The following is a 25,102-nucleotide window of genomic DNA, read 5'->3' as shown; positions in this document are numbered from 1 at the left end:
GACGATGAACCGAAAGAAGCTCATCCTCGTTGCGGTGGCTGGCCACCTGCTTCTGACAGGTCTCCACGGGCTTGTTCACGGAGCGATTCCGGTTATCCCAACAGGATGGACGGCGGCTTTCGCTATGGTCTCACTATTTCTACTTCCTGTAGCAGGTGCGGGGCTCGTGATGACCGGTCATCATCGAAACGGGGGCGCAGTCTTGTTTATTGGTGGAATCGCTAGTTTTGGGTTCGAAGGAGCAGCCCATTTTCTGATCAGCAACCCGGACAATGTTGCCCAGGTCGCAGATCATCACGCGTCGTTCGAGGCGACGGCAATATTGACGACTATGGGTAATCTCCTGTTGGTTGTAGCCGCTTGGATCGCAGTCCGAGGCCAGTCATTGACCGTATTCAAGCAAAGCATTTTGCAGATATTCGATTTCGGATGAGATCAATGCAATTGGTTGATGACAAAACCTACAGTTCGTGTGGTTTGTCGCCACCGATTAAGGGCAACGAGAGCTATTCCTGGGTGAACTCAGCAATTCGTAACGAGACTTGCTGTAGCGCTTCTCAGAAAGTGACGGAAAATACTATTCAGTGACCGATACAACATCTGTATTCAGCACGATGTCCATGTCAAGGACTGAGTGAATCGCTAACTGGCGTGGTACCTCAGTCCCCTCTACTTAGCGATTGAGTAGAACTTAAAATCGCACCAGTAGACTCTTGCTGTGGTGCAGTCGCACTCTCAGAGGGACTTCGGTTAGAGGCGCGTTCCAAACAAAGACACTACTCGTAGAATTCCGACGGTTGTTATATACAACTCAGGTTTGCCACAACGTTCTCATTTGAAGGAATTACTGTGCAGCGTTGCTGACGATTATAACTGAAACTCAATATTCGACCCGGGACATCGTCCGACGGGGATTTTCTTCAGTTCGAGCGGTTTAGCTTGCCGTATCAGAGAGACCTCTTGATCCACTAGATCCATCGCTAGCAGCCCGACTTGTGGATAATTAGTTTCGAGGAACGATGTCGCTGCTTGCCGGTCGTCGTCTTGGATGGCGAGATACACCTCTGAAAAGAGGCCAGAGTCACGGTAGAGCGGGAGTTGATCGTTGAGTCGATCTCGCGTATTTGCATTGAACGAAGACTTCACTTCTATCCCCCGGATCGTGGAGTCATCGCTGAGTGGATCAACCTCAGAATTCTTACTCACTACCAAATCCGCTTGTTTCGTCTTACCACCCTGGCCCTTCCCTTTTCGATACTTGAGATCTCCCTCCTTGAGAAGTCTATCACGCGGTTTTGAGAACCATGACTCAGCGGTGACGACTGCCTCTGAAGACGATCGGTACCGATTCCACAGGAAAGCGGTGTACTGCGCCTCAGTGGCTCGCTGTCCGAAGTCGAAAGGAATGGTATCTCTGCACGGTGTTGCGTCAATCTCGTACGTTAGCCGGCCAGTGACTGGATTATAGTTTAACCATCCGTCTTCAGGGGTATCACCACGCCAGGATAGATCCCATCGGTCCTGGTCGCCTACAGCGACGACCCACACTTCGTCGAAGACATACGTCTCGTCTGCCCGCATAATAGAATCACCTGCTACGGCAGTCGCATTCGTAAGGTCGCCGACAGTCAGGGAGTGATATTCATCGACCTGGGACTCAAGCTTGTGTTTCGCCCGGTTGAACTCAGATGCTGTCTTGATTTCGATGCCCACGGTTCGTGAAGAGTCGGTAGTACCCTCGTGGTCTATCCAAACGAGATCGATCTGCTTGCGACCATTAAGCGAAACCTCACAGTAGCACTCTCCCTCTGTGTTGAGTGCACTCGCAAGTTGGTATTTTGAATTTGCCTCATCAGATGGACAGAGCTGAAGGGGTATCGGACTACGTGTCTGAGGAAAAATTGGTCCGATCTGTATAGCGCCGGTTCCAGCTTCCGGGAGCACGACCAAAACTAGCATAGACAGATAGATAAATCACGATAAGATCCCAAACGAGGATACTGAAGGCCAGTTCTACCATGGATCATCCCTCTGTTGAACTCAAACTCCCGCTTGATGGTGGTACGCACCGAGTCGAGATTCCACAGGAGACGACGCTGTTCTTCTGGGGTGCTGTTGCACCAGGGACGACCGACCGGCTGATACCAAAGGAGGGTGATGCGGTGGGCAGCCAACAGCGAGCTGTGCAAGAGATATCCAATTGCGTCTCGTGGAGAATTTCTCTTCCGGATGAGTCAAAACCGCTTCTTGACGAACGATACCGAAAACAGGGATACAACGGGAGAGCATGGTGGATTGCACGGGACCCCATGAGCCTACCAGCTACGGTAGAGATAGAATTCAACATTTCAAGAGACCCTCCAACAATTGACGGGGCTCCAATTGTACTCTGGACTGAGCAAGGCGAGACGATTCCATGGGGATCAACCATCGAAAGTACGGTGGAACTTGTTCCGTCAACCAAGCCGGCACCGCAGTTCCAGACGCGTCAGGAACAGCTTTGGAACCGTCATACCGTGTACATCCCAAGCTGGAACCCGGTCACAGACAAGTCATACCCGCATATTGAGCAATGAACGTGCTATCGGCGCGGCCAAATGGACAGTACTAGTAGAAAGCTCAGTGTGAATGGACCAAACTTTCAGAGGGACATTCGAGGAAGTTGAGACCACTCACTACAGATTGTGCGTATATTGTGCGGTTGTGATAGTTTTCCCCCGTCAAATCCTCTTGTCGTAAGGTACATCCTATACTCAAATGCCAAAGGCCAACCGTCGCTCTCTCGTACCGTCAGTTAATGAGCGACTCAGAAGACACGACTACTGGGCCAAAAATCTCAGTTGCAGTTGTAGAAAAGTCACACACGAACGAAATCCCCGATAATATTGACTCTGAACTATATACGACTGAAAGACCAGAATCATCGTTGCTTGAGTTTACCGCTGAGCCTGACGGTGAGCTGGCAGAGGCGCTCAGGCGGAACGGATTCGACGTGTGAATTAATCTACTGTTGATCGCTTGTTCTGTTGGGGTAGATTTGTTGAAACCCTCAAAAAGTGATAAAGTCCGGCGTTCGTTCTGAATTCAGGGCGTGTAGCTCTCACAGGAGGCCGTCAGAAACGGCTGTCCTGATCGGTCAATAAACAAGCATCCTGAACACTCATTACATCTGCCTATAACATACGCTTAGCAGCGACAGAATGACATCACGTATCAACTATAGTGGACTGATTGTCGCTGGAATCGGGTTCTTCGTTACTCGCTTCACAGTAACGCTTGCTATCTACGACAATCCAAGTCAATTTTATTTCGCAGGCGTTCTGCCACTGGCGCTGGGCTTGGGACTTGCCGCGTTCGGTGTGGCGCTGACAGTCGGTGATTTCAGTCCATCACTCGTCCGAACTACCGCAGTGTGGTCGGTTATCGGGACCGGAACAATGCTTATATTACTCATCTTGACACTATTGGGATCTCCCAACGGATCGGTGACGTTGTCAAGTACGTTGTCTCAAACCTATCTGTCGAACTTTCTGATCGGTGGGGGTATTGGAGGAACGCTAACTGGACTGTATGCAGCACGAAATCGCCAGCAGCGAGATGCCCTTCGACAGCAGACTAACCGACTGGTGACACTCAATCGGAAGCTTCGACACGATGTACTCAACTCGGTAGCTGTTATCCGTGGCTGGACATCTGTTGACATCGACGACCATCCCAACGCAATGTCGATAATCGACAATCACGCAGCCGATATTCAACAGGCTATCGAAGAGGTAAAACATCTTACTATAGAGGTCGATACTTCGAGCACAGCAGGAGCACCAGTCGTACTTGCGGATGCGCTGCGAGAAGCCATCGAGGAGGTGACACAACACCATCCTGAAGCAGATATCACGCTCAATACGAAACGAGTCCAAGGAGTGACCGTATACGGAAACGAACAGCTATCGCAGCTATTCTCGCACCTGTTGGAGAATGCTGTCGTTCATACTGACAGCGACCCCGAGATCACCGTTACACCAAGTCAGTCAGATGTGACAGTTAGTATCTCAGATGACGGAGCAGGTCTTCCCGAATTCCAGCAAAAATTACTTGAGTCCGGTGATATAGACGTGTTCGACGATCCGACAACGGGGTTCGGGCTGAACGTCGTCCGTCTGTACGTCGAAAACGCAGGCGCTACTGTCGAAACCAATGCTGACGGTACGGGGACAACTATTAGTGTTACTTTCCGCCGCGTTGAGGATGACGAGGGTGAGCTTGCTCCCTCCCGACCAGGGTTGACTAGTGTCCAGCCAGCACTCCCACATCTTTTCATCTCGGTAGTCGCATCATTGATAGCAGGTATCCCCTACGGTATTGTCTCGGAACTACTCGGTGGGTCAGTCGCCGGAATTGGCGTCTTTTATGGGACAGCAACACCCCTTGTAGGGTGGCTTACCCACGAGTTTCACAGCGTCGTCTTCGGGTTCATCTATATAGAACTGATCGCTCTTGCACTCGAACGGTATCAGAACACGCTTTCAACGTATGTCGGAGTCAGTATCCTCTGGAGTCTCTTCCTCTGGATTGTCGCCGCGAGTCTCATTGGTCCAGTGTGGCTTCAGTTGCTCGATATTTCGGTTCCTATACCGAGTTTTTCGGGCCGGCTGCTGGCAAGCCATCTTGCTTGGGGCCTCTCGTTGAGTCTCCTCACCTTCACAGGATATCGGTACTTCATTAGCCGACTCACTCGTTTCTTCACTACGTGCCGCTGAGGTGGATCTGAATTGCTGATTATAATGTGTGCGATAACGCGGTTCACACGATATTGATCCACCCCACTATCAAAGAATCAACTATTCAGTGAGCAAAATACACAGCGTGGCTAATTCACCACTGTCAGAATGAAATGAATAGCGACTGTTTGCTGCATAGATGTTCTGTATGCAGCAGGTCGTTTGTGACTGGTAATAGGTAGAACGGTGATTGCGGTGGTACCGGTGTCATCTGTACTTACCGAAGCGACTCACCACATCGAGGCGGGTTCTCACCACCTGATTTGGTGTGAAGCAGCCGCTCAGTAGGTGTGCGAAGTTATCACCTGTTAGCCAGATAATCACAGATAAGTACTATGACACTATATGATCGGTATGTTGGGCCAAAGGCTTGATGCAGAAGAGACAGACCATGCGCTGAATGCCTTATCCCATGCAAGCCGCCGCCGATTACTGTTCAAACTCTATGAGGAACTGGACTCGGGAGAAGGAGAACGTATCAATTACACCGAAATACCTTCGTTCGGTGCTGAGAAGAAACGTATATTACTTTATCACACTCACCTCCCCAAACTCGAAAAATTTGGGTACATCAAGTGGAACGAAGTCGAGAAGACAATACAGAAAGGTCCTCAATGGGAAGAAATCGAACCACTTCTCGAACTCATCTACTCTCATCTGTGCGAACTTCCCCTATTTCTCCAAGGTAAACCCCCCGATACAAACGGGACCAAATGCTAAGTCGTTCGTCTGTATCTCGCACGCCGTTCTTCACGGGTAGTGAGTAATTCAACGGACTGATCGATACGTGAACCCCTGTATCCAGCACGGCTGTTGATATTATCCTTGATTGAGGATTTCAACAAGGCCAAATAGGAGGTATATGTACTGTGGCGTGTGAAAAGCGTTCTTGACTGTGTGAGAAGAGTGGGCAGGCAAGGACACCTGCAGGGGCCGCGGGAGTGGGAATCGATTCTGTTGCTAACGTTGCTGCAGTGGTTGAGTACCTCCGGTCAATATCCGTGGGGTGACTCGGTTTGAATCCGGTCTCACGTAGAGACGTTCTGTATGGACTTGGGGCCAGTGTGGCGAGTAGTGTCTCGCTGTGTGTGACAGGGGCCAGTTCAGCACGAGCCAGTCGAGAGGCAGTAGAGGCGTCGGTGACGTTCAACGACCAACAGTCGGATGGGCAGACTCTTACAATCAATCGTGCCGCGTCGCCTGTCGATGCGTTCGTGATGATTCAAGACCAGAATGGCACAATTCTCACTGGTGGGCCACAGCATCGCGTCAATTTGGAGGCTGGTGAGGTTGCCGAGAACACGTCGTTCACGTTAGCGTCCCCGATTTCAGAGTCCCAACGTCTTGTTGCGCAGTTGCAAGAGTCGAACGGCGGATCCCTCGACAGTACTTCTGCGTACGTGACTGTCAGCTCTGGAGAGGCTACTGAGTCGAACGAGGTTGATAGTACTGATCAAGAGGTGGAGTACCGAGATTGGAGCGTTGATACTGTAGCCGAGATCGATCCGGACGGATCTGCTGTGGTCACAAAGACAGTTTCCGGTTCAGAGCTCCCTAGGGATGGAGTGGAAATAGATCCGAGTGATAGTGAGGTCCGCGAAATCCTGCGCGGTTCGGATGTACTGGAACTGCGTGGTGGAGATTACCCAGTGTATACTTGGAAGCCGTCGGATGGCGATCAGGTTTCCTTCCGGGTACAGCTTGGCGTGATGCATCGGGATGGAAAAAACGGTGTGTTCGATGATGGTGTGTTGCTCGGGACGAAGGAACTATTACCACTGTCTGCGCGGAGTGGGCCGACATCGAACGATCGCCCGACTACCCACCGATATGAGATTCTTCCGCCGAATGGGTGGGACGTCGCAGCACCGGGCCACAACACCGGTGAGAATACGTACGAATTGGAACCGGTGGTGGTACAGGGGAATGCCCCGGATGAATATCTTGCAGTCGGTGACTTTGACGTTGCAGAGCGGCGTGTCGATGGGATGACGGTACGCGCTGCGGTGTTCTCAGGAACCTCACCACCGCATACGGCTTCAGAGATGGCAGAGTTCCTCGCTGAGATAACGCCGACGCTACACGATCAGTTTGGACGCGATGGATCCGAAGAACTGCCACGGCTTGGATTAGTTACACCAGCGGGGTACGAACCCGGTGGGACTGCGCGGGGACACTCGTTTATTGCCAACGAGCGGCGAGGGTTCTACAATGTCGGTGAGGGAAGAAGCCTGTACGCACACGAGTATACACATACATACCAGCGGCACTACTCAAGCACTGGGTTCTTTTCTGAGGGGATCCCATCGTATCTGCAGAACCTAACACTACTGGATGCGGATGTGATCACAGTCTCAGAGTTCCGGGAGTTATTCCGACGGTGGGTGACGACTCCCCGATTCCAACTTGGCAGCCCAATATTGACCCCAGCGACTGACGATGGCTATTATAAGAGTGCGGCTGTGTTTGCTGCGCTTGATCTGGATATTCGTGCCCGGACCGACGGCGATGCAGACATCACGGATTTCATTACTGCAGTCAACGATCAATCATTCGATCGAGACGCTGAGTACCCGTATGGAATTTCTCACCGAGAGGCACTCGCTGCATTGAAAGAGATTACTGGGCACGATTATTCGGCTTTCTTTGATCTGTACGTAACGGGTGATGCGTACCCAGTCGAAGTACTTGCTGATGACTACGAACCAGAGAACCACATCATCATCTCAACAGAAGGCCCTGAAGTCACAGACTACCTTCTAAACGCGCCATTCCTCGATTTTGTGGCACCATACGTTGGTGTGGCTGCGGCAGCGTTGCTGGGATCGGTTGGATTCAGGCGGTTCTCAGATTCGGATTCGTAGACGGCATTGTTGAAATCCTCTTCATGTCTGGCGCTCTGCTGAGACGCCAGTTTCTCACCGGATCTGCGAAAACCGGTGTGAGGAGCCGCTCGTTTGAATATCAACGCTAGAGGATCTCAACAGAGCCTGAGAAGTGTATTTTGGATACCGTTCGGAGTGATGTCGGTCGGGTAGAGCTGTTGTCTGGTGGAGAGTGTGTGGTGGCTGGTCGGTTGTTGCTGTAGCGGGTGTTTCGGTGTTGTAGTGGTTCTGGAGTTTCCTGTATTTAGAATCCCTGAAGAAACACGTAGTAGAGGGGTTTTGATGAGGGATTACACCGGAACCGACGGGGTGTGGAGTGAGTGTCTGGTGAGTGTTCCACAGATCGGGAGTCGAAGCTCACTGAACCTCAGTGACGTCCAGGGCGATCTCGCCGCGATTCTGTTCGCGTTCGGGGTGAGGACGACTGAGAAATAGTGGTGCAGATAGTTGAACTCCCAATAGTATTATTGTTCTCTAGCTGTAATTGAGGGGTATGAGTAGTGACGCGTCTGGAATCGAGACGTGGAAGAAAAACACAAGCGCGTTCGACCGCGTACGCTCTGTTGCGGTCACACTCAGCGAACCCCGGTCGGCAGATTGGATCGCCGACGAAGCAGCTGTGGCAGGAAACACCGCCAGAGACCACTTGGGTCGTCTCGTGGAGATGAACGTGCTGCAACGGCAGACTGGAGAGCAAGCAACGCTGTACCAGCCTGATCCGCTGTATACACGCATGCGGTCGTTGCGAGAACTGCTGGACGGTCGTGACCGCGATGATTTGATTGACGTGCGAGCGGAGCTGTTAGAGCAGATTGAGTCGTGGAGCGAGGAGTACAATGTGATTTCCGCGAACGAACTTCGTGAGCAGGCCGCAACGGTCGAGACTGCCGAACAGACGCGTGAATTACGTCGTGTGGCGGCGGATTGGGATGTGGTTCGGTATCGACTCAAGTTGGTTGAAGATGCTATCGAGCACTACGCAGAGTACTCGTCTGGTGCTGCGCCAGCCCGGGCGTAATCGTGTTTGCTGCTGATGGTGGGTACGACCCGGGGGGATCGTCACACGCTGCGTTGTTGGAGGTACGACGGAGTGCCGAGAAGCATCCCGCTGTTGAACAGGCGCGTGGGCATCCGTCGTCGTTGTTCACGCGAGTGCGGATGGATGTTGTCCCGGAGCGCCTTGGTCGGTCGTCGAACACAGGCGTACTGACCGTACGTTGGTATGCAGGCGACACGAGGGACGCTCGTCCAGAGTTCTCGTTCCACTATAGCGAGGAGTCCGGGTTTGATTGTGGCTGGCATCACGAACCGAACCCACACGTGGATGGATGGGGGCATTACCAGAAGCGGCAGTCGGTCTCTGACGAGTATCAATATGTGGCTGTGTCGTTCGGGAGTATACAGCCGGGACGTGTGTTTTGGGAGGTTTTGGAGCGATTGGAGTCGGGGGCGAAGTGACTGGTCACCGACCCCACCCTAGCTCACTCACCCTAACGGGTTCGCTCCTTGAGGATGGAGTTTGTCCGTGAACTCAGCCTCGAACCCAATCCAGGTAGGCGTGGAGAACTACGAAGGTCTACTCGTCGAGAAGTCCGGGATAGAACCACAACGCGTCCAGCGATTCATCGACCTCCTGTTCCAGTACATCGAGGTCGTCCCCGGAGACGAGTTGTATCCCTACATCGAAGAGGCCGACGCGGTAATCGGCGAGACCGACCCTGACGACGTGCTGTACGTTGCCTGTGCGTTGGCTAGCAATGCCGACATCTGGAGCGGCGATTCCGAGTTCGACGAACAGGTCGCCGTCGAGACTCACTCGACGAGCGACGTGATCGACTCGTTCGACACGCGCTAGCCGATCGAGACTGGCGCCTACAGGATACGCGAGTTCTTCAAATGTGCCCGCCGATATAGTGTTCTCAACGGCGTATTCGCCGGAATAGAATCGAGATTTGACTCCACCGCTACGCAGTATGGATTTCAGCGGCCTGAACAAAGTTGAACAACGTAATAAGCGGTAACAAATAATACAATTTGTTCGAGTGAAACCAAAGAGAATCGTCTGTTATTTGGCAGGAAATACTATCTTTACACTTCTACAGCGCCGAGAAGGAATCTAACGAGCGGAACGGCCACCAGTAGGTGATAGAGAACGAGAGGTCCCTGGCCTGCGGGAGTAATGCCCATAGACGTCTCCAAGATGACGACACACGCCAAGAGATCCCGCTGGGTACATGCTGTGTTCTTAGCGAAACCACTCACCACGTCGAGATGAGTTATTACGATCTGATTCGGAGTGGAACTACCACTCAGTAGGTCTGCGAATGTTTTGGTCGTCTCTCACCGACTTCTCAACTCATAAAAATACTTATCGACGGTCATACGAATCTTGGACGTGAATCGTCGTGCCCTCCTCGCATCGCTCAGTGTGCTCGGTGTGTCAGGTCTTGCTGGTTGTTCCAGCTTTCAAAACGAAGATATTCCTGCCGGAAGCCTCGAATTCGAGAATCAAGACAACCTCCCACACGTCATTGGAATTTCGGTCGTAGACATTGGCACTGAAGCGGAGACAGACTCTGACGGATACAGCGTCTCTGGTAACGTGAACGTGAGGCCTCAACAACGAGAATTGACAGCCTCGTCGTCAGTCGCTCCCGGTGAGACGCAGACATTCAGAAACATCTTCACAGAATCCGTCTACTACTTAGTTGAGTTCACAGTCGACGGCAACCTTCCCGAGACAGGCGGGCGAGTTCCATTCAATCCGTCACCGTCTAACCGAGAGTACGACAACATCTTAGGAGGTGTTGTATATGCATCTGGAGAGTTCTCGTGGGGGATCAGTACGACGGACAACGCTGGACGATTCAAACAATAGGGCGAGCACGCCTATAGCAAGCGATTGATTCACCCCCGCACTTATCGAAGTTACTTCGCATGGCGAGGCAAATTCTCACACTCTAGTCCGGAATGAAACAGCCGCTCAGTAGGTCCGCGTACTGTTCGGCGAGTCTGCCAGCCGACCGAGGTTTTGGATTGGCTTGCTGTATAGAGAGCGATCGTCTGGACGAACTGGTCCTCCGTTTAAGCGGGGCGAACAGCGGTTCTTGAGTTATTTCATGGGTTGCGTACGACCACCGTCCCTCGCATCCAGAGCTGGTGCAGGATACACAGATACGGGTATTCACCAGGAGTCTCGAAGGTGTGGACGAATGGCTCATCGGGGAGAATATCTCCTTCCCGTCCGTTTCTCCAGCCATCCAGTGCTGCCTCCGCGGAATCGAAGCCACCGCTTGCAAAGTACTCCCCGTCTTCCGGGAATTCCCTGTCGTCGCCTTCGGGAATGACATCGCCGCCAGCCTCGCCAGTGACGGAGTGAGCGATTCCCGTGCCGTTCACCCAGCCGACGCTATCGCCCACTTCAACCTGTAAAGACTCGGGATAGTACTCGTGGGCACCCATCCCGACGACGTGATCTGTCTCGGGCTGGACCACCTCCGGGGGCGACGGTGTCTCGCCTTCCTCCGTTCGAACGACGATGGTGCCAGCCATCGTGTCGAGATCCTCGTGTGGAATACAACAATAATAGTAGTGACCGGGCGTGGTAAACTGGTGTTCGAAGCGGTCGCCCTCTTCGAGAATTCCCTCGTGAAGGTTCTCGCCCCGTGCGGCGGTTTCAGAATCGAACCCGCCGCTTGCAAAGTACTCTGCCTCGTTCGGAATCCGTTCCTCATAGGCAGTGACTGTATGGCGATTGAAGTCGGTGTTCCACCACGTAACCGTCTCACCTGGGTCGATAACGAGCCGAGAAGGTTCGAAATCTCGGGGCTCAAACTCGACACGAGGTTCCGGTGGTGGCATCAGATCGCGAGGCGTCGAGCATCCCGCAGCCCCGCCGAGTCCTATCCCGGCAGTACCCCGGAGAACTGACCGTCGCGTCCACCACCGTCTCATAAGCCTCATACAGGACCAAGGAACCAAAGCAATTGGGGCGACTCAACGCCTAACAGAACCGTTTCTCACAGCGGAGTGCGAGTTAAACTGTGGTCGGTACTGAATATATCCTCTGTATCTATCCTCGTCTATGAGTTAGAAATTTGCACGACTAATCGGAGGTGATACAATTGCAATCCGCTACTGATAGCGATACCGTCACTACTGGCCCGTAGATTCAGACTCCTGAGCGCCCGGCCATTCATTACTTTATATTTTAGTGCGTATTAGACCCTTCACAGGTATATTACGGCACCATTGAATCCAGAATATACCCTCCTTTCAGGAAAATCCATAGTGGATTTCAGCTACCTGAACAAGGTCGAACAGCGGGAGAACAGGTAGTAGGAACCCGGACATCCTGTTTACGTACACCGCGTGCGGCACGCGGCGACGAGTTTCGATTTCGCACACGAACTGCTACAACGCTGGGACCCCCCAGTAGTGTATGGAGATGAATCACGTCCGTCGCGGATCCGGTGAACCGTTACTCTTGATCCACGGACTGGGCGGGAGTTGGCGGACGTGGACCCCCATCCTCGACGGGTTGGCCGCCGAACGGGAGGTCGTCGCGGTGGACCTCCCGGGTCACGGGGAGACCCCGGCGCTCTCCGGTGAAGTGTCCATCGACACCCTTGCCGATGCCGTCACGTCGTTTCTCGATGCGAACGACCTCGCCGGCGTCGACGTGGTCGGCAACTCGATGGGAGCGCGACTCGTCCTCGAACTCGCGCGACGCGGGGAGGTCGGCACGACCGTCGCACTCGATCCCGGTGGGTTCTGGAAGGGGTGGGAGCGATACTTCTTCTACGCGACGCTCGCCCCCTCGATACGTCTCGTTCGCCTCCTCCAACCCGTGATGGACCGGCTGATGGGGAGCGCCGTCGGTCGGACGATGCTCCTGATTCAGCTCTCGGCACGGCCCTGGGATCTCTCCGCCGAAGTCACACGGGAGGAGATGCGGACCTTCGCCGACTCGCCGTCGTTTGACGAACTCCTTCGTCGGTTAGCGTTCGGCCCGAGCCAACCGGGGACGGACTCCACACCGGGGTCGGTCGTGATCGGATGGGGTCGCAAGGATCGAGTTACCCTGCCCGGGCAGGCAACACGCGCGCTGGACAGGTTCCCCAACGCCCGGTTGTACTGGTTCGAGGACGGTGGGCATTACTCTCATTGGGACGCTCCCGACGAGGCGACTGAACTGATCCTTACGAGCACTGCGAACGACGAGTGAACACGACTGTTCGGTCGTGTTCGGACACGAGAGAGATGATCGGTCACCAACTTCCACAGTTTCGGTTCGGGCCGTATCGACTATCTCATCGGAGAGTGCGAAAACCTGCTTCGAGGGGGGAGCAGGATGGCTGCTATCGATGCCCGCAAAATCGCACGTCCGACTAGTACCTGTACCGGAGATCGGTATTCTCCACCTTCCGCACTCGATCGCGGGCAACGTCGAGGTGCTGTTTGGGCTGTTTATTTCCTCCGAGATACCGGTGCTCGACTACGTGACCTTCCTCGGATTAGCAACTGTCGGTAACGTGGTTGGCGGGGCGTGTTTGCCAGCCTGTTAAAATACGGTTACGTTGTTCGCGGTGGGGGCTGAAGACATCGTTCCCCGAAAACCTCTCTCGTCAGTGCATAAGTCGTGCAGAGCCCGATACAACGAAGGAAGTCGCGATAGGAACTCGGCTGTAGTGCGTTAGCTGGCGAGTTGAACGAGGTGGTGCAGCGGGAGAGTCGGGAGCCGTCGGCGACCGCCCGCTCCGTTCACGAAAGCGCCACGAGTTTGAACGCTGAGGACAAGACACCACCAATGAGTAGCATCCGTCCCGAGGAACTGGACGACCGCCTCGACGGCGGCGACGCTCCGTTCGTGCTGGATATTCGCCCGCGGTCGGCCTTTGAACGGACTGCGATCGACGGCAGCCACAACGTGTCCGTCTACGACGACCTCCGAGGCGGGGACGACGCCGCCCTCCGCGCACACTTCGACGAGATCCCCCGCGGCGAGGACGTGGTCGTCGTATGCAAGATGGGCGTCGTCGCCAAACGCGCGACGGGCGTGCTCGACGCCGCGGGGTACGATGCCGCGACGCTCACGGGCGGCATCAGCGGCTGGAACGGCTACCGGAAGGACTCGATCGGGTACAGGATCCGGTCGCTGATCTGGGATCTCAAATCGGCACTGTAGCGTCGACGTTCTCCACCGAACACGTCAGCGCGTGACCCCGATCCCACTCACCTCGGGACTCCGATCCCACCCTCGTTGCGCGTGAGGAGGTAGCAGACGAACGAGGACAGCCAGTGTGACCCCGCGTAATCGTCCGTGAACGCCTTCTCGACCCCGCGGCGGGCGTGCGTGCGGGCGGCCGCTCGGATCGCCTCCCGCCGCGCCCCGGTCGGCAGCGCGTCGGCGACACCGGCGAGCATCCACGCTCGCGAGACGTTCAACCCGACCAAGTGGAGTGCGACGCCGCCCTCGCCGTCCGCGACCGAGACGGGCGAGGGAAGCGCGTCCATCTCGGGAAGGAACCCGTCGAACCACGCGGCGAACGGTTCCGGATCGAGGACGCGACGCATGAGGTCAGCCTCCGCGAGCGTGGGTGAGAGGAAGTCCCAACCCAGCGGCTCGTACCCGACCGGCGCGTCGGCGTCGTCCCGGTAGCAGTCGAGCGCTGTCTCCACGGCTTCCGATTCGAGCGCGTCGTCGCCGACCGTTCGAGCGTAATCGAGGGTCAGCGAGAGCGCGAAGGCGGTGTTTCCGTGCGTCCCGACCCGATGGGGGCGTTCCATCGGGAGGAACCGCTCCGCGACGAGCGCGCGGATCCGCTCCTCCAGCGGACGGAGAGCGTCACCCCACCGATCCGCCCGCGGATCGTCCCACCGGTCGAGTTCGGCGGCGAGCGCGAGCAGCCACGCCCAGCCGTACGGGCGCTCGAACGTCTCGCGGTCGTCGAACCACGCTACCTCGCCGGCGACGCGCTCGGGTGTCAGTCGCTCGTCGATGCCGGCGACGAGTTCGTCTCGGTCGGGGTGTTCGGGGAACAGTCGCAGCGCCCGGACCAGGCACCAGTGGCTGTGGACCGCCGAGTGCCAGTCGAAGCAGCCGTAGAAGACGGGGTGGCGCTCGCGCGGCGGCGTCACGTCGTCGGGGCCATCGATCGCGCCCGTCGCGTGCGGGTACTCGGTGTCGACGCCGTCGAGCGGGTGGGCGGTCAGGCGCGCGGCCGCGTCGGCGTCGATCCAGTCGGCGCGACCAGCGATCAGCGCCGCGTCGTCGGACGGGGAGAGGTCGTTCATGCACGGAGATCTGTCCCGGCCGGTTTCAATCGGTCGCCCCCGTGCGATCCGGTCACATCCGGTAGCGGAGCAGCCAGTCCGGGGGCGTCGTGTCAGTAGGTCCAGAGCCGGCGGACCCGGTCGGCGACCGCCTCGTGGGCTGCCCGTAGCGCCTCTGGATCGCGCTCGCCGTCGACGTTGATCACGTGGACCTCGCCGCGCTCGCCGCCGTAGACGTCCTGAAAATCGTAGACGACGCCGACCACGTCCGTGTCGGCGGGCACGTCGTCGCTGTCGACGAGGCGATCGACCTGTCGGTCGACGTTGTACTCCACGAGCCGGTTCACGGCCTCGGCGTCGTCGAGATCGCCGGAAAGTAGGTCGACACCCGGTTCGAGGTGAGGGGCGAGCAGGCTGACGCAGTGTTCGATCCCCGGTGGCTCGCTGTCCGCGTCGAGGTCTCCCGTGAGCGCGCGGTAGGTCGCCGTCACGGCGCCACAGCCGGTGTGACCGACGACGACTGCCGTCCGGGTTCCCGTGTGCGCTAACGGGTACAGCACGTCGCCGGAGACGACCTCCCCGGCGTCGGTCCGCTGGACGACGCGGTTGCCGATGTTGCCGCAGGTGAACAGCCGCCCGGGCGTCTCGTTGCCGAAGATCTGGTCCTGTAACACCCGCGAGTCCGAACAGCAGACCGTCACCGCCTCGGGCTGTTGTCCGTCCTGGACCTCGTCGAAGCGGCCGGCGAACGCGCCGGCGTGCTCGGCGTTGTCGGCAAGTAGGTCGACGATCGTCCGGTTCATGTCGACGCGGTCTACGTCCGTCTACATATGTCTGCCCCGTCGGGACGAGCGGCGGCGCTCGACCGTGACCGAGACGTGGCCGTCGAGACCGACGCGCTCGATCCGGTGAAGGTGGACAGTGCCGGGAGCGTCGAGCCGATCGTCTCCCGAGATCTGATCGGATGTGGATCCGGGTGTCGAAGGTATATAAATATCCTAATATGGTATTGTGTGTCTAAGGTAGTCCCATGCAACGCTCAAATACCGGGAAGTGTTTTTCGCAGCCACGATGACAGAACGGACCATGGCCGACGTCAGCCACACCGCACCGCACGGCGCCTCCGCCGACCGCGTCTGGGAACGAGGCAACGAGAAACCCGAACCCCGAACCGACGGCGGCGACCGCGACGACGACTGAGTTCTCACCGACACTGATCGGCTCCGTAGTGACCTCCCGCCCCGGAGCGACTGCCACATCGTATTGGTCGCCTCGAGCGTTCGGTTCGGCGCGTCCGTAACGACTGTTCGGTTCGTGGGCCACGGAACGCCGTATAGAAGTTCACTCAGTATAGAGTAACCTGTCAAACACCTATCCCGGTGGAACACGTAGTGTGATACATGTCACACCAGAGCACCTTCGGTTCGTACACGGCAGTGGCCGCGACGGACACCGACGCGGCGTCGTCGCCAAGGGAGCACCCGACGACGCCCCGATCGGTTGACAGCCCGTACGGCATCGACGCCGTCGAGCCGATCGAGACCTCGGAGCGGTACACGACGTTCGGCTACGTCGAGTACCGGCCGCCGAAGTGAGTGGATCACGGTGTGAAACCGCTGCGTCGGTGAACCGGACGCGACGGCGTTCTCACGGCCGATAGGCGCGGCGACGGGCTCTTATCGACGGGAGCGAATCGGACGGTGTGATAACCGTCGACGGCCTGCGGAAGGTGTATGGCGACTTCGTCGCCGTGCACGGGAGTACCTTCGACGTGGAGCCGGGGGAGATATTCGGCGTCGTCGGCCCGAACGGGGCCGGCAAGACGACGACACTCAAGACGCTCGCGGGGCTCATCGAGCCGACGGCCGGCGCCGTTCGCGTCGCCGGCGAGCCCGCGGGCGACCCCGAGACTCGGACCGCGTTGGGGTTTCTCCCGGAGGAATCGCCGCTGTACGAGGACATGACCGCGCGGAGCTACCTCCGCTTTTTCGCGGACCTGTACGACGTGCCGCGCGAGACCGCGAACCGACGGATCGAGACCGCGCTCGACGACCTCGAACTGGAGCATCGTGACCGGCGGCTTGGCGACGTCTCGAAGGGGATGAAGCGGAAGGTCGCGATCGCGCGATCGCTGGTCAACGATCCCGATGTGCTCATCTACGACGAACCGGCGTCCGGGCTCGACCCGCTGACGACCAACTACGTGTTGGAGTACGTCCGCGAACTCGCCGACGCCGGCAAGACAGTGCTGTTCTCGGCGCACAACCTCTATCACGTCGAGTCGGTGTGCGACCGCGTCGTGATTATGAACGAGGGCGAGATCGTCGCGCGCGGCACGGTCGAGGAGATCCGCGCAGAACACGGCGAGACGACGTATCGCGTGTTCACGACCGTCCCCGTCGAGGGCAGCGAGCCCGACGGCGACCGCCACGTGTCGACCGTCGACTCGATGGACGCCGTCGAGGACATCCGCGAGGCGGCGGCCGACGCCGGCGCCGAGGTCGTCGACATCCGGACGCGCGAGTCGACGCTGGAGGAGATCTTCCTCGACGTGGCCGGTCAGCCGATGCCGGGGAGCCGGAGGGTTGACCCCGGCTCGACCGACGGTGACCGAGGGCGCGAGTCGTCGGAGCCGTCCGAACAGCCGGAGGCCGCGGAGTGAGCGTCTCCCCCCGGAAGCTGCTCCGGGTCGCGCGCTGGGAGGTGTCCCGGGCGACCGGCAGCGTCGACCGGAAGACCGCCGTCCTCGGCGCCGTCGCGCTCCTGTTGACTGTCGGCGTCGCCGCGGGCGGCCTGTTCGCCGGCGGCGTCGCGCTCGACGAGGACATCTACGCGGTGGCGGTCAGCCCGGACAGCCCGTACCACGAGCCAGTCAGCGACTCGACGCCGCTGGAGGCGGTCCCGGAAGGCGCACCGAACGCCGACGTGTACGTCGACGACCGGGACCCGTCGGACCGCGAGGCCACCGTCTCGGTGGCCGACACCCGGAAGGGACAGGCCGCGGTCGGCGCCTTCCGGTCGGCCGTCGAGCGGCACAACAACCGGCTGTTGCTCGCAGAGGAGAATCAGTCGGCCGCGTTCCCGGTCGGCGTCACCCTCAGCTACGTCGAGCGCGCGACCCAGCAGGTCGGCGCCGCCGACGGAACAGCAGGCGCGGGCGGAGATGACGCGACCGGCGGCGACGGAACCGGTGACGCCGGCGGCGACGACGGCGCGAGCGACGGATCCGCCGGATCGGGGGGCGGCGATGACGGCGGTGCCGGGAGCGGCCTCGGCGTCCCCGACTTCGGCGGCGCCATGGGGTCGCTGTTCGGCGGCCAGCCGACCGGGTCGCCGGCGGAGATCTCGCCGCCGTTCCCGTTTTCCTCGCTCGTGCTCGCGTTCGCGTTCCTCGTGCCGATGAACTTCGTCATCCAGGCGTACGGGTCCACGATCCTCAACGAGCGGATCAACCGCCGGGGCGAGCTACTGCTCGTCGCGCCGCTGTCGCGGACGGACATCGTCGCGGGCAAGACGCTCCCGTACGCGGGGGTCGCGCTCGCGGCGACGACGCTCATCGCCGTCGCCGTCGGCGGCGGACCGCTCTCGGTGGCGGCGGTGTTCCCGATCGCGTTGGTGTTCCTCGCGGCGACGTTCGTCGGCGCGATGTTCGCGCGGTCGTTCAAGGAGCTCACCTTCGTCACGGTCACGGTCTCGGTGGCGCTGACGACGTACGCGTTCGTGCCCGCCATCTTCGCGACCGTGACGCCGGTGGCGCTCATCTCGCCGCTGACGCTCGTCGTCCGCGACCTGCAGGGCGAGGCGGTGTCGGTCGCGGAGTACCTGTTCTCGACGGGGCCGTTCTACCTCGTCGCGGGCACCCTGTTCGCCATGGGGATCGGCGTCTACCGCGAGGAGGACATGTTCACCCAGCGCGCGGTGCCGCTGAAGTTCCTCGACGCGCTCGCGGTGCACCTGCACCGCCCGCGCGACGTGGCGCTGCTGGCCGCGCTGTCGATCCCGTTCGTGTTCGTCGCCGAGCTGCTCGGGATCGCGGTGCTGTTCGCGCTGCCGCAAGGCGCCGCGATCGTCGCCCTGCTCGTCGTCGTCGCGGTCGTCGAGGAGGTCGCCAAGGGCGTCGGCGTGTACGCCGGCTTCCACCAGTCGCGCTTCGAGCGCGACCTCCCGACGGCGCTGAAGCTGGGCGCGCTGTCTGGCGCCGGCTTCTTCGTCGCCGAGAAGGCGACGGCCGTGGTTCAGGTCGTCGGGCTCGGCTCGCTCCCGCTGGGGCAGGCGGCGTTCGGCACCTCGGGGATGGGCGGGGGACTCGGCCCGATCGCGGGGCTCGGGCTGTTGGCGCTCCCGCTCGCGCTGCACGTCGTCACGGCGGCGACCGGCGCCGTCGGCGCGACGCGTGGACGGCGCGCGTGGGCCGGGACCCTGCTCGTCGCGATGGCGATTCACTTCGCCTACGACTTCACGGTGGTGAGCACCCTTGGATAGCGATCGTGGGGAGGCTGCGAGAGGCGCTCCCGAGAACGCCCCGAACCCGATCCCCGGCACCGTCGCTGCGGGCGAGCGCGCGAACAAGGATCCGCGCTGGACGATCGCGAAGCGCGAGTTGGCGTCGCTGCGCTCGGAGAAGACGATCCTGCTGGCGCTGTTGATCCAGCTGTTCGTGGCGGCGTTCTCGTCGTTCCTCGTCGTCGGCCTCGTCTCCCTGTACGACCCCGGCGCCGCGGCGGGCTACTCGGTGGAGACGGCCGTCGCCGGCGACGACGCCGGGGACCTCGCGGCCGCGGTCGGGGGGACCGACGGGATGGACGCCCGGCGCTACCCGACCCGGCAGGCCGCCGCCGACGCGTTCGCCGACGGGCGGGTCGACGCGGCGATGTTGGCGACCGCGACCGAACGCGGCACCCTTGAGGTCCGTGTGCTCGTCCCCGACGGCAACGTCGGGACGACGCTGGTCGTCGTGCGCGCCCGAGAGGCGCTGCGGGCGTTCGAGCGGCTGGAGCGCGACCAGCGCTCGGCCTCGCTGACGGCGGAGACCCTGGAACTGCCGCCGCGGGCCGGCTCGTCACCGTACTTCGGCTTCACCTACACGGTGCTCGTCCCGCTGCTGTTGTTCCTCCCGGTGTTCATCGCCGGGTCGGTGACGGTCGACTCGCTCACCGAGGAACTGGAGCGCGGGACGCTGGAGCTGCTCCGGGTCGCCCCCGTCACGATGACCGACATCGTCGAGGGGAAGCTGCTGGCGGCCGCCGGCCTCGCGCCGATCCAGGCGGCGCTGTGGCTGGCGCTGTTGTCGGTCAACGGTACCGCCATCGCGCCCTCGCCGAGCGCGCTCGTGACCGTCGCGGGCGTGCTGGGGCTGCTCGCGCTCACCGCGGGGCTGGCGGCGCTGGTGACGGCGCTCGGGGCCGCGCTGGCGCTCACTGCGCCCGACAGGCGGGCCGCACAGACCGTGTACTCGCTGGGCGTGCTCGGGCTGTTCGGCGCGGCGGCGCTGTCGCCCGCCAACCCCGCGAACGTCGCCGCGAAGCTGGCCGTCGGCAGCCCCGACCCCGCGTCGTACCTCGCGGTCGCCGCCGTGCTCGTCGCCGGCGGCGTCGCCGTCGCGGTCGCACGCGTCGGCGTGGCGCGCTACGGGTCGGCCTGAAACGACGGGCCGGGCTGGGTCGCCGGCGATCGCGATCGCTCCCCCGGAACGTCCCGACCCCGCCTCAGGCCGCGACCATGTCCACGACCGTCTCCTTCCCGCACACGAGGTTGTATGCGCCCTCGTCGTCGTTCCAGAGGATCAGGACGTTCTCGACCGAGAGGATCGCGCCGTACGGCGCCTCCCGCAGGTCGCGGTTGAGCGCCGACTCGCCCGTGAGCACGAGGTAGTGCTCCAACTGCTCGCTGCCGTCGCCGACCTTGAACAGGGGGTTCGCGTCGTCGGGCGCGAGGTCGTCCGAGAGCTTCACCGCGAGGAGGTTCACCCGGTCGGTGACGTGGTCCTCGGAGTCGGTCATCCGGTGGTGGCGCTCGGCGCCGGCGACGACCGGATGGCGTCGTTCCCCATCGGGGCGAAGGATCACCCACGAGAACTTCACGTCCGTGTTGACGTAGGTGCCCGGCTCCTCGTCGTACGCGCGCGTCGCCGCGTCGTCGAGCTTCCGCTGGAAGGAGGGGACAGCGAGATCCGGGCGCTCCTCGAACGACCACCCGCGGTCGCTCGGCACGTCGCCGGGCCACAGCCGCAGGTCGGGCGCGTACACGCTCACGTCGCCGCCGGGCGGGGTCAGCGCGCGTTCGACGCGGCGCAGCTCCGTCGAGGTGTTCAGGTCCGCCGGCGCCAGCAGAACGCACGAGCCGTCGGCGGCGAGCGCGTCGAGATAGCGGGAGACGACCGCCTCGGGGTCGTCCAACTCCGAGAGGACGTTGCCGAAGAGGACGAGGTCGACCTCGTCGACGGCACGCTCGTCCGGATCGAACGCCTCCGCGGTCTCGCGGTGGACCGTGGTGTGGAAGTTCGGTCGGGTGTCCTCGAGCACCTCGTCCAGCACGTCCGCGTTCGCGGTCGGTTCGATCGCGTGGTAGTCGACCAGCGCGTCATCCGGGAGGTAGTCGTGGAGGCCCATCGCGGGACCGCCGGTGCCCGCGCCCACGTCGAGCACGCGGAGCGTCCGGGGGAGCAACCCGCGGTCGGCGAGTCGGTCGAGGACGTAGCCGACGGCGGCGTAGAAGTCCGGCTGGTGGTAGACCGCGTACGCGAGCGCGGCGTCGGCGTCGTACTCGACGGGCCTGCCGCGGTAGTAGTTCTCCTTCAGCCGGTCGATCGTCTCGCGGAGCGCGTCGCCCGAGTCGCCCTCGTGCCAGTCGAGGCCGTAGCGCTCGAACAGCAGGTCCTCGATCGCCTCGGCGTGCTCGTCGGGGAACGCCTCCAGCGACCAGCCCGGCGGGTCCACGGGGTCGTCGTTCGTGGGGACGAACGTGCCGTCCTCGCGCTCGAACAGCCCCAGACCGAACGCCTCCTCGCGGAGGGCGGTGCGCACGACCGCCGGGTGTGGCCGGTCGGGAAGGTACTCGTACACCTCGTCGGGGTCGACGGGTCGGGCGTTGCGGAGGTACTTCGCGGTGTCGCGCAGCGCCTCGCGGTCGACGCTCACGGCGACCACCTCGCGGGGGTCGGCGACAGCGGCGACGGCGGCGACAGCAGCGACCGCGGCGCCCGGGGGCGACCGCGGACCGGGCGCGACCGCAGCCGCGGGTGGGGGCTCGCGTGCGGCGAGTGAGTCATTGTCGGCGGCTACTCGGCCGGCGGGGGTAACGGTTCTGTCTCGGCCGCCTCACTCGTCGACTCGCGACTCGGCGTCGCCGGTCCGGGAGTCGTCGTTATCGGCCGTCACCCGCGATTCGGTGCCGAGGGCGTCGCCGGCGTGCTCGAACAGCGCCGCGAACCCGTCGCGGTCGGCGGCCGAAAGCGCCCGCGCCGCCTCCGCGACCGCGTCGGCGCCGCCGAACGTCTCGCGGATGTCGGCGTACACCCGTGGCTCGCCCTGGGTCACGGTGCGCGCCAACTCGGCCAGCGGCTCGGAGACGGGGGTGTGGAACCGCTCGTCCACGTCGCCGGCGGCGAGCGCGTACGCGAGGACGGCGGTGTGAGCGCCCGTCTGGACCTTCTCCATCGCGTCGTCGTGGTCGCCCGCGGTCGTCTCGAACACGTCGTTGCCGACCTCACGCAGTCGCTCGCGGACGCGCTCGACGATCGGTCCCGACTCGCCGGGAACGTACGCGATGCGACCCGGGCCGCGCGGCGGGGCGAACAAGGGGTGGAAGCTGGCGTACTCGCCGCTCGCGTGCTCGTCCATCGCGGCCAGCGAGTCGCCCATGACACCCGTCACGTCGACGATCGCGCCGTCGGCGGCGTTGGCGGCGTACTTCGCGACCGCGTCGGCGACGACGGGGATCGGCACCGCGAGGACGACGCAGTCGAACGACTCGTCGGTGTCGAGCGGGACGACCCGGCCGTCGACGACGTCCTCGGCGGCGTCCATCGCGGTCTGGGGGTTCGTGTCCGCGAGCGCGACGCGCTCGCTGACCGGGCGGAGGGTCCGCGCGGCCCACCGGCCCATCTCCCCGGCGCCGACGACGAGCAACTTCATGCCTCCCGCTATCGGTGTGGCGACCGAAAGGGTATCGGTCGGGGCGGTTCCGACGCGGGGCCGGCGGAGCCGGCGAGTTGATTCCGTCGGCTACTCCACGGCCGAGATCCGGAACCACTCCGACGGGAGCGTGTCGCCGCCGTGGTCCTCCGCCGACAACAGCCGCATCCGCACGTCCGCCAGCGGCACCGGCTCGGCGAATCTGACGCCGACGAGCGTCTCCGCCTCGACCGTGCGCGCCTCGCCGCGGAAGTCGACCGCGCGGACCGTGACGTGGTCCTCGCCGACGCCGCCCTCGACGACCTCGAAGTGAGCCTCCAGCAGGCCGGGCGTGACCTCCGTGATATCGGCGCTATCGGCGCCCTCGGCGTCGATCTCGATAGTGTAGGTTCGGATCCCGTCCGGGGCCTGCTGGCAGACGGCGACGACGGCGCTCGTCAGATCCTCAGAGGCATCGCCGCCGCCGTCCGATGGCGCGTCGCGGTCGTCAGTCATCTCACTCCACCACCAGCTCCACGGGGTAGTCCGCGGTGAGGTTCTCGTAGCCGTCCTCGGTGACGATCACGATGTCCTCGATGCGGACGCCGCCGACCGCGGGATCGTACAGCCCGGGCTCGACCGTGATCACCTGTCCCGGCTCCAGTTCCTCGCCGCGGGGGTTGAGCCCCGGCCGCTCGTGGACGTCGAGGCCGACGCCGTGCCCCGTGGAGTGAATGAATCCCGTCTCGGTGTCCGGGTCCGACCGGAGCGTCGGGTGGCCCGCCTCCTCGTACACGTCGCAGGCGGCGGCGTGCACCTCGGCGCCGGTGGCGCCCGACTCGACCGCCTCCAGCGCGGCGTCCAGCGCCTCCTCGGTCAACTCGAACCACTCGGCGATCGTGTCGCTCGCCCCGCCCTTCGCGAACGTGCGGGTCATGTCCGAGTGGTACTTGCTCGCCTTCTCGCGCGGGAAGATGTCGATGATGACGCTCTCGCCCGCCCGGAGCGGCCCCGACCCTCGGTCGTGGGGGTCTGCGGCGTCGGCACCGCAGGAGACGATCGTCTCGTCGAGCGCGCAGCCGTGCCGGAGGAGGGTGACCTCGATCTCCTCTTTCACGCGCTCGCTGGTGAGCGGGGTCCGCTCGCTGTCCGCGCCGTCTCCGCCGTCAACTCCCTCCTCGATCACGAGCGTCCCGTCGTCGGCCACGTCCGCGGCGGCGATGAGGTCCTCGGCGGCCGCCATCGCGGCCTCGTTGGCCGCCGTCGCGCGACGGACCGCGTCGAGTTCCTCGTCGGTCTTGGTCGCCCGAACCGTCTCGATCACGTCGTCACGGTCCACATCGATCCCGACCCCGGCCTCGCGAAGCCCGTCGGCGACGCCGACCGGGAAGCGCTCGGGGACGAGCGCTGACTCGACGCCCAGGTCGGCGAGGAAATCGGCGTATACGCCCGAGAGCGCCGTCGAATGTCTCTCCTCTGCGGCCCGCTCGGCGTAGTCATACGTGGAGAGCCGGGCGACCGTGTCGGCGTGCGACTCCTTCTTCGCGCGACCGTACTCGAGTCCGGAGGTGAGGACCGCGAGCTCCTCGCCGGTGTAGGCGGTGAAGAACGGATCCGGCGCGTCGAACCCCGAGAGGTACAGCTGGTTCGAGTCGGCGCTCCCGGCCTCGATGCAGTACGCGTCGGCGTCGGTCGCCGCGAGGAGATCGTCGAGCGCGTCGAGCCTGTGTGTCATGGTGGAGGGTGCGGCGACCGCCGGGATAGTCGTTTTCGTCGCGGGGAACTCGCCTGGCGAGCCGCGATCGTGCCCGGCGGTCGCGTCCGAATGTCAGGCGACCTCGGCCTCGGATCCCCACCGTTCGCTGATCTCGCCGTTCATCGCGTACTCGAGCGCCCCCCAGACCTCCCCTGAATCGCGGATCCGTTGCATCTCCTCGATGCGCTCGTCGGCGACCAGCCCCCGGCCGAGAAGCTCGTCGAGAAGACGTTCTGCGTGCGTTCCGTCCATGTAGTATTATTTACTATAACTGTTGTAGTGTCTTTGCCAAACTAA

Annotated in this window: 25 protein-coding genes and 1 pseudogene; 17 read left to right on the top strand and 9 right to left on the bottom strand. The window is 61.4% G+C overall.

The genetic code is table 11. The annotated features are described in order from the left end of the window. Positions 1 to 4 precede the first annotated feature (4 nt). Complete coding sequence (locus tag ABJD39_RS13295; RefSeq protein ID WP_348609594.1) at positions 5 to 433, top strand: hypothetical protein; 429 nt, start codon at positions 5 to 7, stop codon at positions 431 to 433. 434 nt (positions 434 to 867) lie between these two features. Here ABJD39_RS13295 and ABJD39_RS13290 read toward each other — a convergent pair whose 3' ends face one another. Further along, entirely contained in the window at positions 868 to 1,944 is a 1,077-nt protein-coding gene (locus ABJD39_RS13290) for a hypothetical protein (protein ID WP_348609591.1), read from the bottom strand. A gap of 74 nt (positions 1,945 to 2,018) precedes the next feature. Between ABJD39_RS13290 and ABJD39_RS13285 the strand changes: the two genes are divergently transcribed. The 8 genes from ABJD39_RS13285 to ABJD39_RS13250 all read left to right on the top strand — a co-directional run bounded on the left by ABJD39_RS13285 (position 2,019) and on the right by ABJD39_RS13250 (position 10,541). Then, positions 2,019 to 2,576 carry a hypothetical protein gene (locus ABJD39_RS13285; protein ID WP_348609588.1) on the top strand — a complete coding sequence of 186 codons (558 nt, stop codon included), beginning with the start codon at positions 2,019 to 2,021 and terminating at the stop codon, positions 2,574 to 2,576. 221 nt (positions 2,577 to 2,797) lie between these two features. Beyond that, complete coding sequence (locus ABJD39_RS13280; RefSeq protein ID WP_348609585.1) at positions 2,798 to 2,998, top strand: hypothetical protein; 201 nt, start codon at positions 2,798 to 2,800, stop codon at positions 2,996 to 2,998. Positions 2,999 to 3,626: 628 nt separating this feature from the next. After that, positions 3,627 to 4,757, top strand: a complete 1,131-nt coding sequence (locus ABJD39_RS13275; protein WP_348609583.1) for a sensor histidine kinase — start codon at positions 3,627 to 3,629, stop codon at positions 4,755 to 4,757. Positions 4,758 to 5,132: 375 nt separating this feature from the next. Next, positions 5,133 to 5,498: an ArsR family transcriptional regulator gene (locus ABJD39_RS13270; RefSeq protein WP_348609580.1), complete on the top strand. Its 366-nt coding sequence runs from the start codon at positions 5,133 to 5,135 to the stop codon at positions 5,496 to 5,498. A gap of 344 nt (positions 5,499 to 5,842) precedes the next feature. After that, positions 5,843 to 7,642, top strand: coding sequence for a DUF7282 domain-containing protein (locus tag ABJD39_RS13265; RefSeq protein ID WP_431357850.1), 1,800 nt, complete (start codon positions 5,843 to 5,845; stop codon positions 7,640 to 7,642). 514 nt (positions 7,643 to 8,156) lie between these two features. Next, positions 8,157 to 8,681, top strand: a complete 525-nt coding sequence (locus tag ABJD39_RS13260; RefSeq protein WP_348609574.1) for a DUF7342 family protein — start codon at positions 8,157 to 8,159, stop codon at positions 8,679 to 8,681. A gap of 507 nt (positions 8,682 to 9,188) precedes the next feature. Then, on the top strand, positions 9,189 to 9,518 hold the full coding sequence (locus ABJD39_RS13255; protein WP_348609571.1) for a PIN domain-containing protein: 330 nt from the start codon (positions 9,189 to 9,191) through the stop codon (positions 9,516 to 9,518). A gap of 540 nt (positions 9,519 to 10,058) precedes the next feature. Further along, on the top strand, positions 10,059 to 10,541 hold the full coding sequence (locus ABJD39_RS13250) for a hypothetical protein (protein ID WP_348609568.1): 483 nt from the start codon (positions 10,059 to 10,061) through the stop codon (positions 10,539 to 10,541). 239 nt (positions 10,542 to 10,780) lie between these two features. Here the strand turns inward: ABJD39_RS13250 and ABJD39_RS13245 are convergent, their stop codons facing one another. Continuing rightward, positions 10,781 to 11,524 (bottom strand): cupredoxin domain-containing protein, encoded by a 744-nt coding sequence (locus ABJD39_RS13245; protein ID WP_348609565.1) that lies wholly within the window; start codon positions 11,522 to 11,524, stop codon positions 10,781 to 10,783. Positions 11,525 to 12,104: 580 nt separating this feature from the next. Between ABJD39_RS13245 and ABJD39_RS13240 the strand changes: the two genes are divergently transcribed. The 3 genes and pseudogenes from ABJD39_RS13240 (at position 12,105) to ABJD39_RS13230 (ending at position 13,850) form a co-directional block, all read left to right on the top strand. Then, positions 12,105 to 12,890, top strand: coding sequence for an alpha/beta fold hydrolase (locus ABJD39_RS13240; protein ID WP_348609562.1), 786 nt, complete (start codon positions 12,105 to 12,107; stop codon positions 12,888 to 12,890). Positions 12,891 to 13,071: 181 nt separating this feature from the next. Beyond that, positions 13,072 to 13,262, top strand: a pseudogene (locus tag ABJD39_RS13235) (formate/nitrite transporter family protein); the annotation flags it as partial. Positions 13,263 to 13,472: 210 nt separating this feature from the next. Further along, the gene (locus ABJD39_RS13230) at positions 13,473 to 13,850 is read left to right on the top strand and encodes a rhodanese-like domain-containing protein (RefSeq protein WP_348609559.1); all 378 of its coding nucleotides are present in this window, start codon (positions 13,473 to 13,475) and stop codon (positions 13,848 to 13,850) included. Positions 13,851 to 13,897: 47 nt separating this feature from the next. Here ABJD39_RS13230 and ABJD39_RS13225 read toward each other — a convergent pair whose 3' ends face one another. Continuing rightward, complete coding sequence (locus tag ABJD39_RS13225; protein WP_348609556.1) at positions 13,898 to 14,959, bottom strand: DUF2891 domain-containing protein; 1,062 nt, start codon at positions 14,957 to 14,959, stop codon at positions 13,898 to 13,900. Positions 14,960 to 15,051: 92 nt separating this feature from the next. Next, entirely contained in the window at positions 15,052 to 15,741 is a 690-nt protein-coding gene (locus tag ABJD39_RS13220) for a carbonic anhydrase (RefSeq protein ID WP_348609552.1), read from the bottom strand. 268 nt (positions 15,742 to 16,009) lie between these two features. On the opposite strand from ABJD39_RS13220, the gene ABJD39_RS13215 reads away from it, so the two are divergent. The 5 genes from ABJD39_RS13215 (at position 16,010) to ABJD39_RS13195 (ending at position 20,579) form a co-directional block, all read left to right on the top strand. Then, positions 16,010 to 16,138, top strand: coding sequence for a hypothetical protein (locus tag ABJD39_RS13215; protein ID WP_348609549.1), 129 nt, complete (start codon positions 16,010 to 16,012; stop codon positions 16,136 to 16,138). A gap of 200 nt (positions 16,139 to 16,338) precedes the next feature. After that, on the top strand, positions 16,339 to 16,533 hold the full coding sequence (locus ABJD39_RS13210) for a hypothetical protein (protein ID WP_348609546.1): 195 nt from the start codon (positions 16,339 to 16,341) through the stop codon (positions 16,531 to 16,533). 107 nt (positions 16,534 to 16,640) lie between these two features. Further along, a complete protein-coding gene (locus tag ABJD39_RS13205) occupies positions 16,641 to 17,600 on the top strand; it encodes an ABC transporter ATP-binding protein (RefSeq protein ID WP_348609544.1) in 960 nt (319 codons plus the stop codon). Next, positions 17,597 to 19,420 (top strand): PrsW family glutamic-type intramembrane protease, encoded by a 1,824-nt coding sequence (locus tag ABJD39_RS13200; protein ID WP_348609542.1) that lies wholly within the window; start codon positions 17,597 to 17,599, stop codon positions 19,418 to 19,420. Before ABJD39_RS13205 ends, ABJD39_RS13200 begins: the two co-directional genes overlap by 4 nt. A gap of 49 nt (positions 19,421 to 19,469) precedes the next feature. Further along, the gene (locus ABJD39_RS13195) at positions 19,470 to 20,579 is read left to right on the top strand and encodes an ABC transporter permease (RefSeq protein ID WP_431357885.1); all 1,110 of its coding nucleotides are present in this window, start codon (positions 19,470 to 19,472) and stop codon (positions 20,577 to 20,579) included. Positions 20,580 to 20,643: 64 nt separating this feature from the next. Here the strand turns inward: ABJD39_RS13195 and ABJD39_RS13190 are convergent, their stop codons facing one another. From ABJD39_RS13190 to ABJD39_RS13170, 5 genes are all read right to left on the bottom strand, one after another. Beyond that, the gene (locus tag ABJD39_RS13190; RefSeq protein WP_348609540.1) at positions 20,644 to 22,074 is read right to left on the bottom strand and encodes a small ribosomal subunit Rsm22 family protein; all 1,431 of its coding nucleotides are present in this window, start codon (positions 22,072 to 22,074) and stop codon (positions 20,644 to 20,646) included. Between the two features lie 180 nt (positions 22,075 to 22,254). Continuing rightward, entirely contained in the window at positions 22,255 to 23,070 is an 816-nt protein-coding gene (locus ABJD39_RS13185; protein WP_348609537.1) for a prephenate dehydrogenase/arogenate dehydrogenase family protein, read from the bottom strand. A 90-nt stretch (positions 23,071 to 23,160) separates the two neighbouring features. Beyond that, complete coding sequence (locus ABJD39_RS13180) at positions 23,161 to 23,565, bottom strand: hypothetical protein (protein WP_348609534.1); 405 nt, start codon at positions 23,563 to 23,565, stop codon at positions 23,161 to 23,163. A 1-nt stretch (position 23,566) separates the two neighbouring features. Continuing rightward, positions 23,567 to 24,784 (bottom strand): Xaa-Pro peptidase family protein, encoded by a 1,218-nt coding sequence (locus ABJD39_RS13175; RefSeq protein ID WP_348609531.1) that lies wholly within the window; start codon positions 24,782 to 24,784, stop codon positions 23,567 to 23,569. 93 nt (positions 24,785 to 24,877) lie between these two features. After that, complete coding sequence (locus tag ABJD39_RS13170; RefSeq protein ID WP_348609528.1) at positions 24,878 to 25,057, bottom strand: hypothetical protein; 180 nt, start codon at positions 25,055 to 25,057, stop codon at positions 24,878 to 24,880. Positions 25,058 to 25,102: the final 45 nt, after the last annotated feature.

Source organism: Halobaculum rarum, assembly GCF_040025155.1.
GTDB classification, from domain to species: Archaea; Halobacteriota; Halobacteria; order Halobacteriales; family Haloferacaceae; genus Halobaculum; species Halobaculum rarum.
The sequence above is the reverse complement of the archived record's forward strand: the minus strand, read 5'-3'. Positions and strand labels throughout refer to the sequence as shown.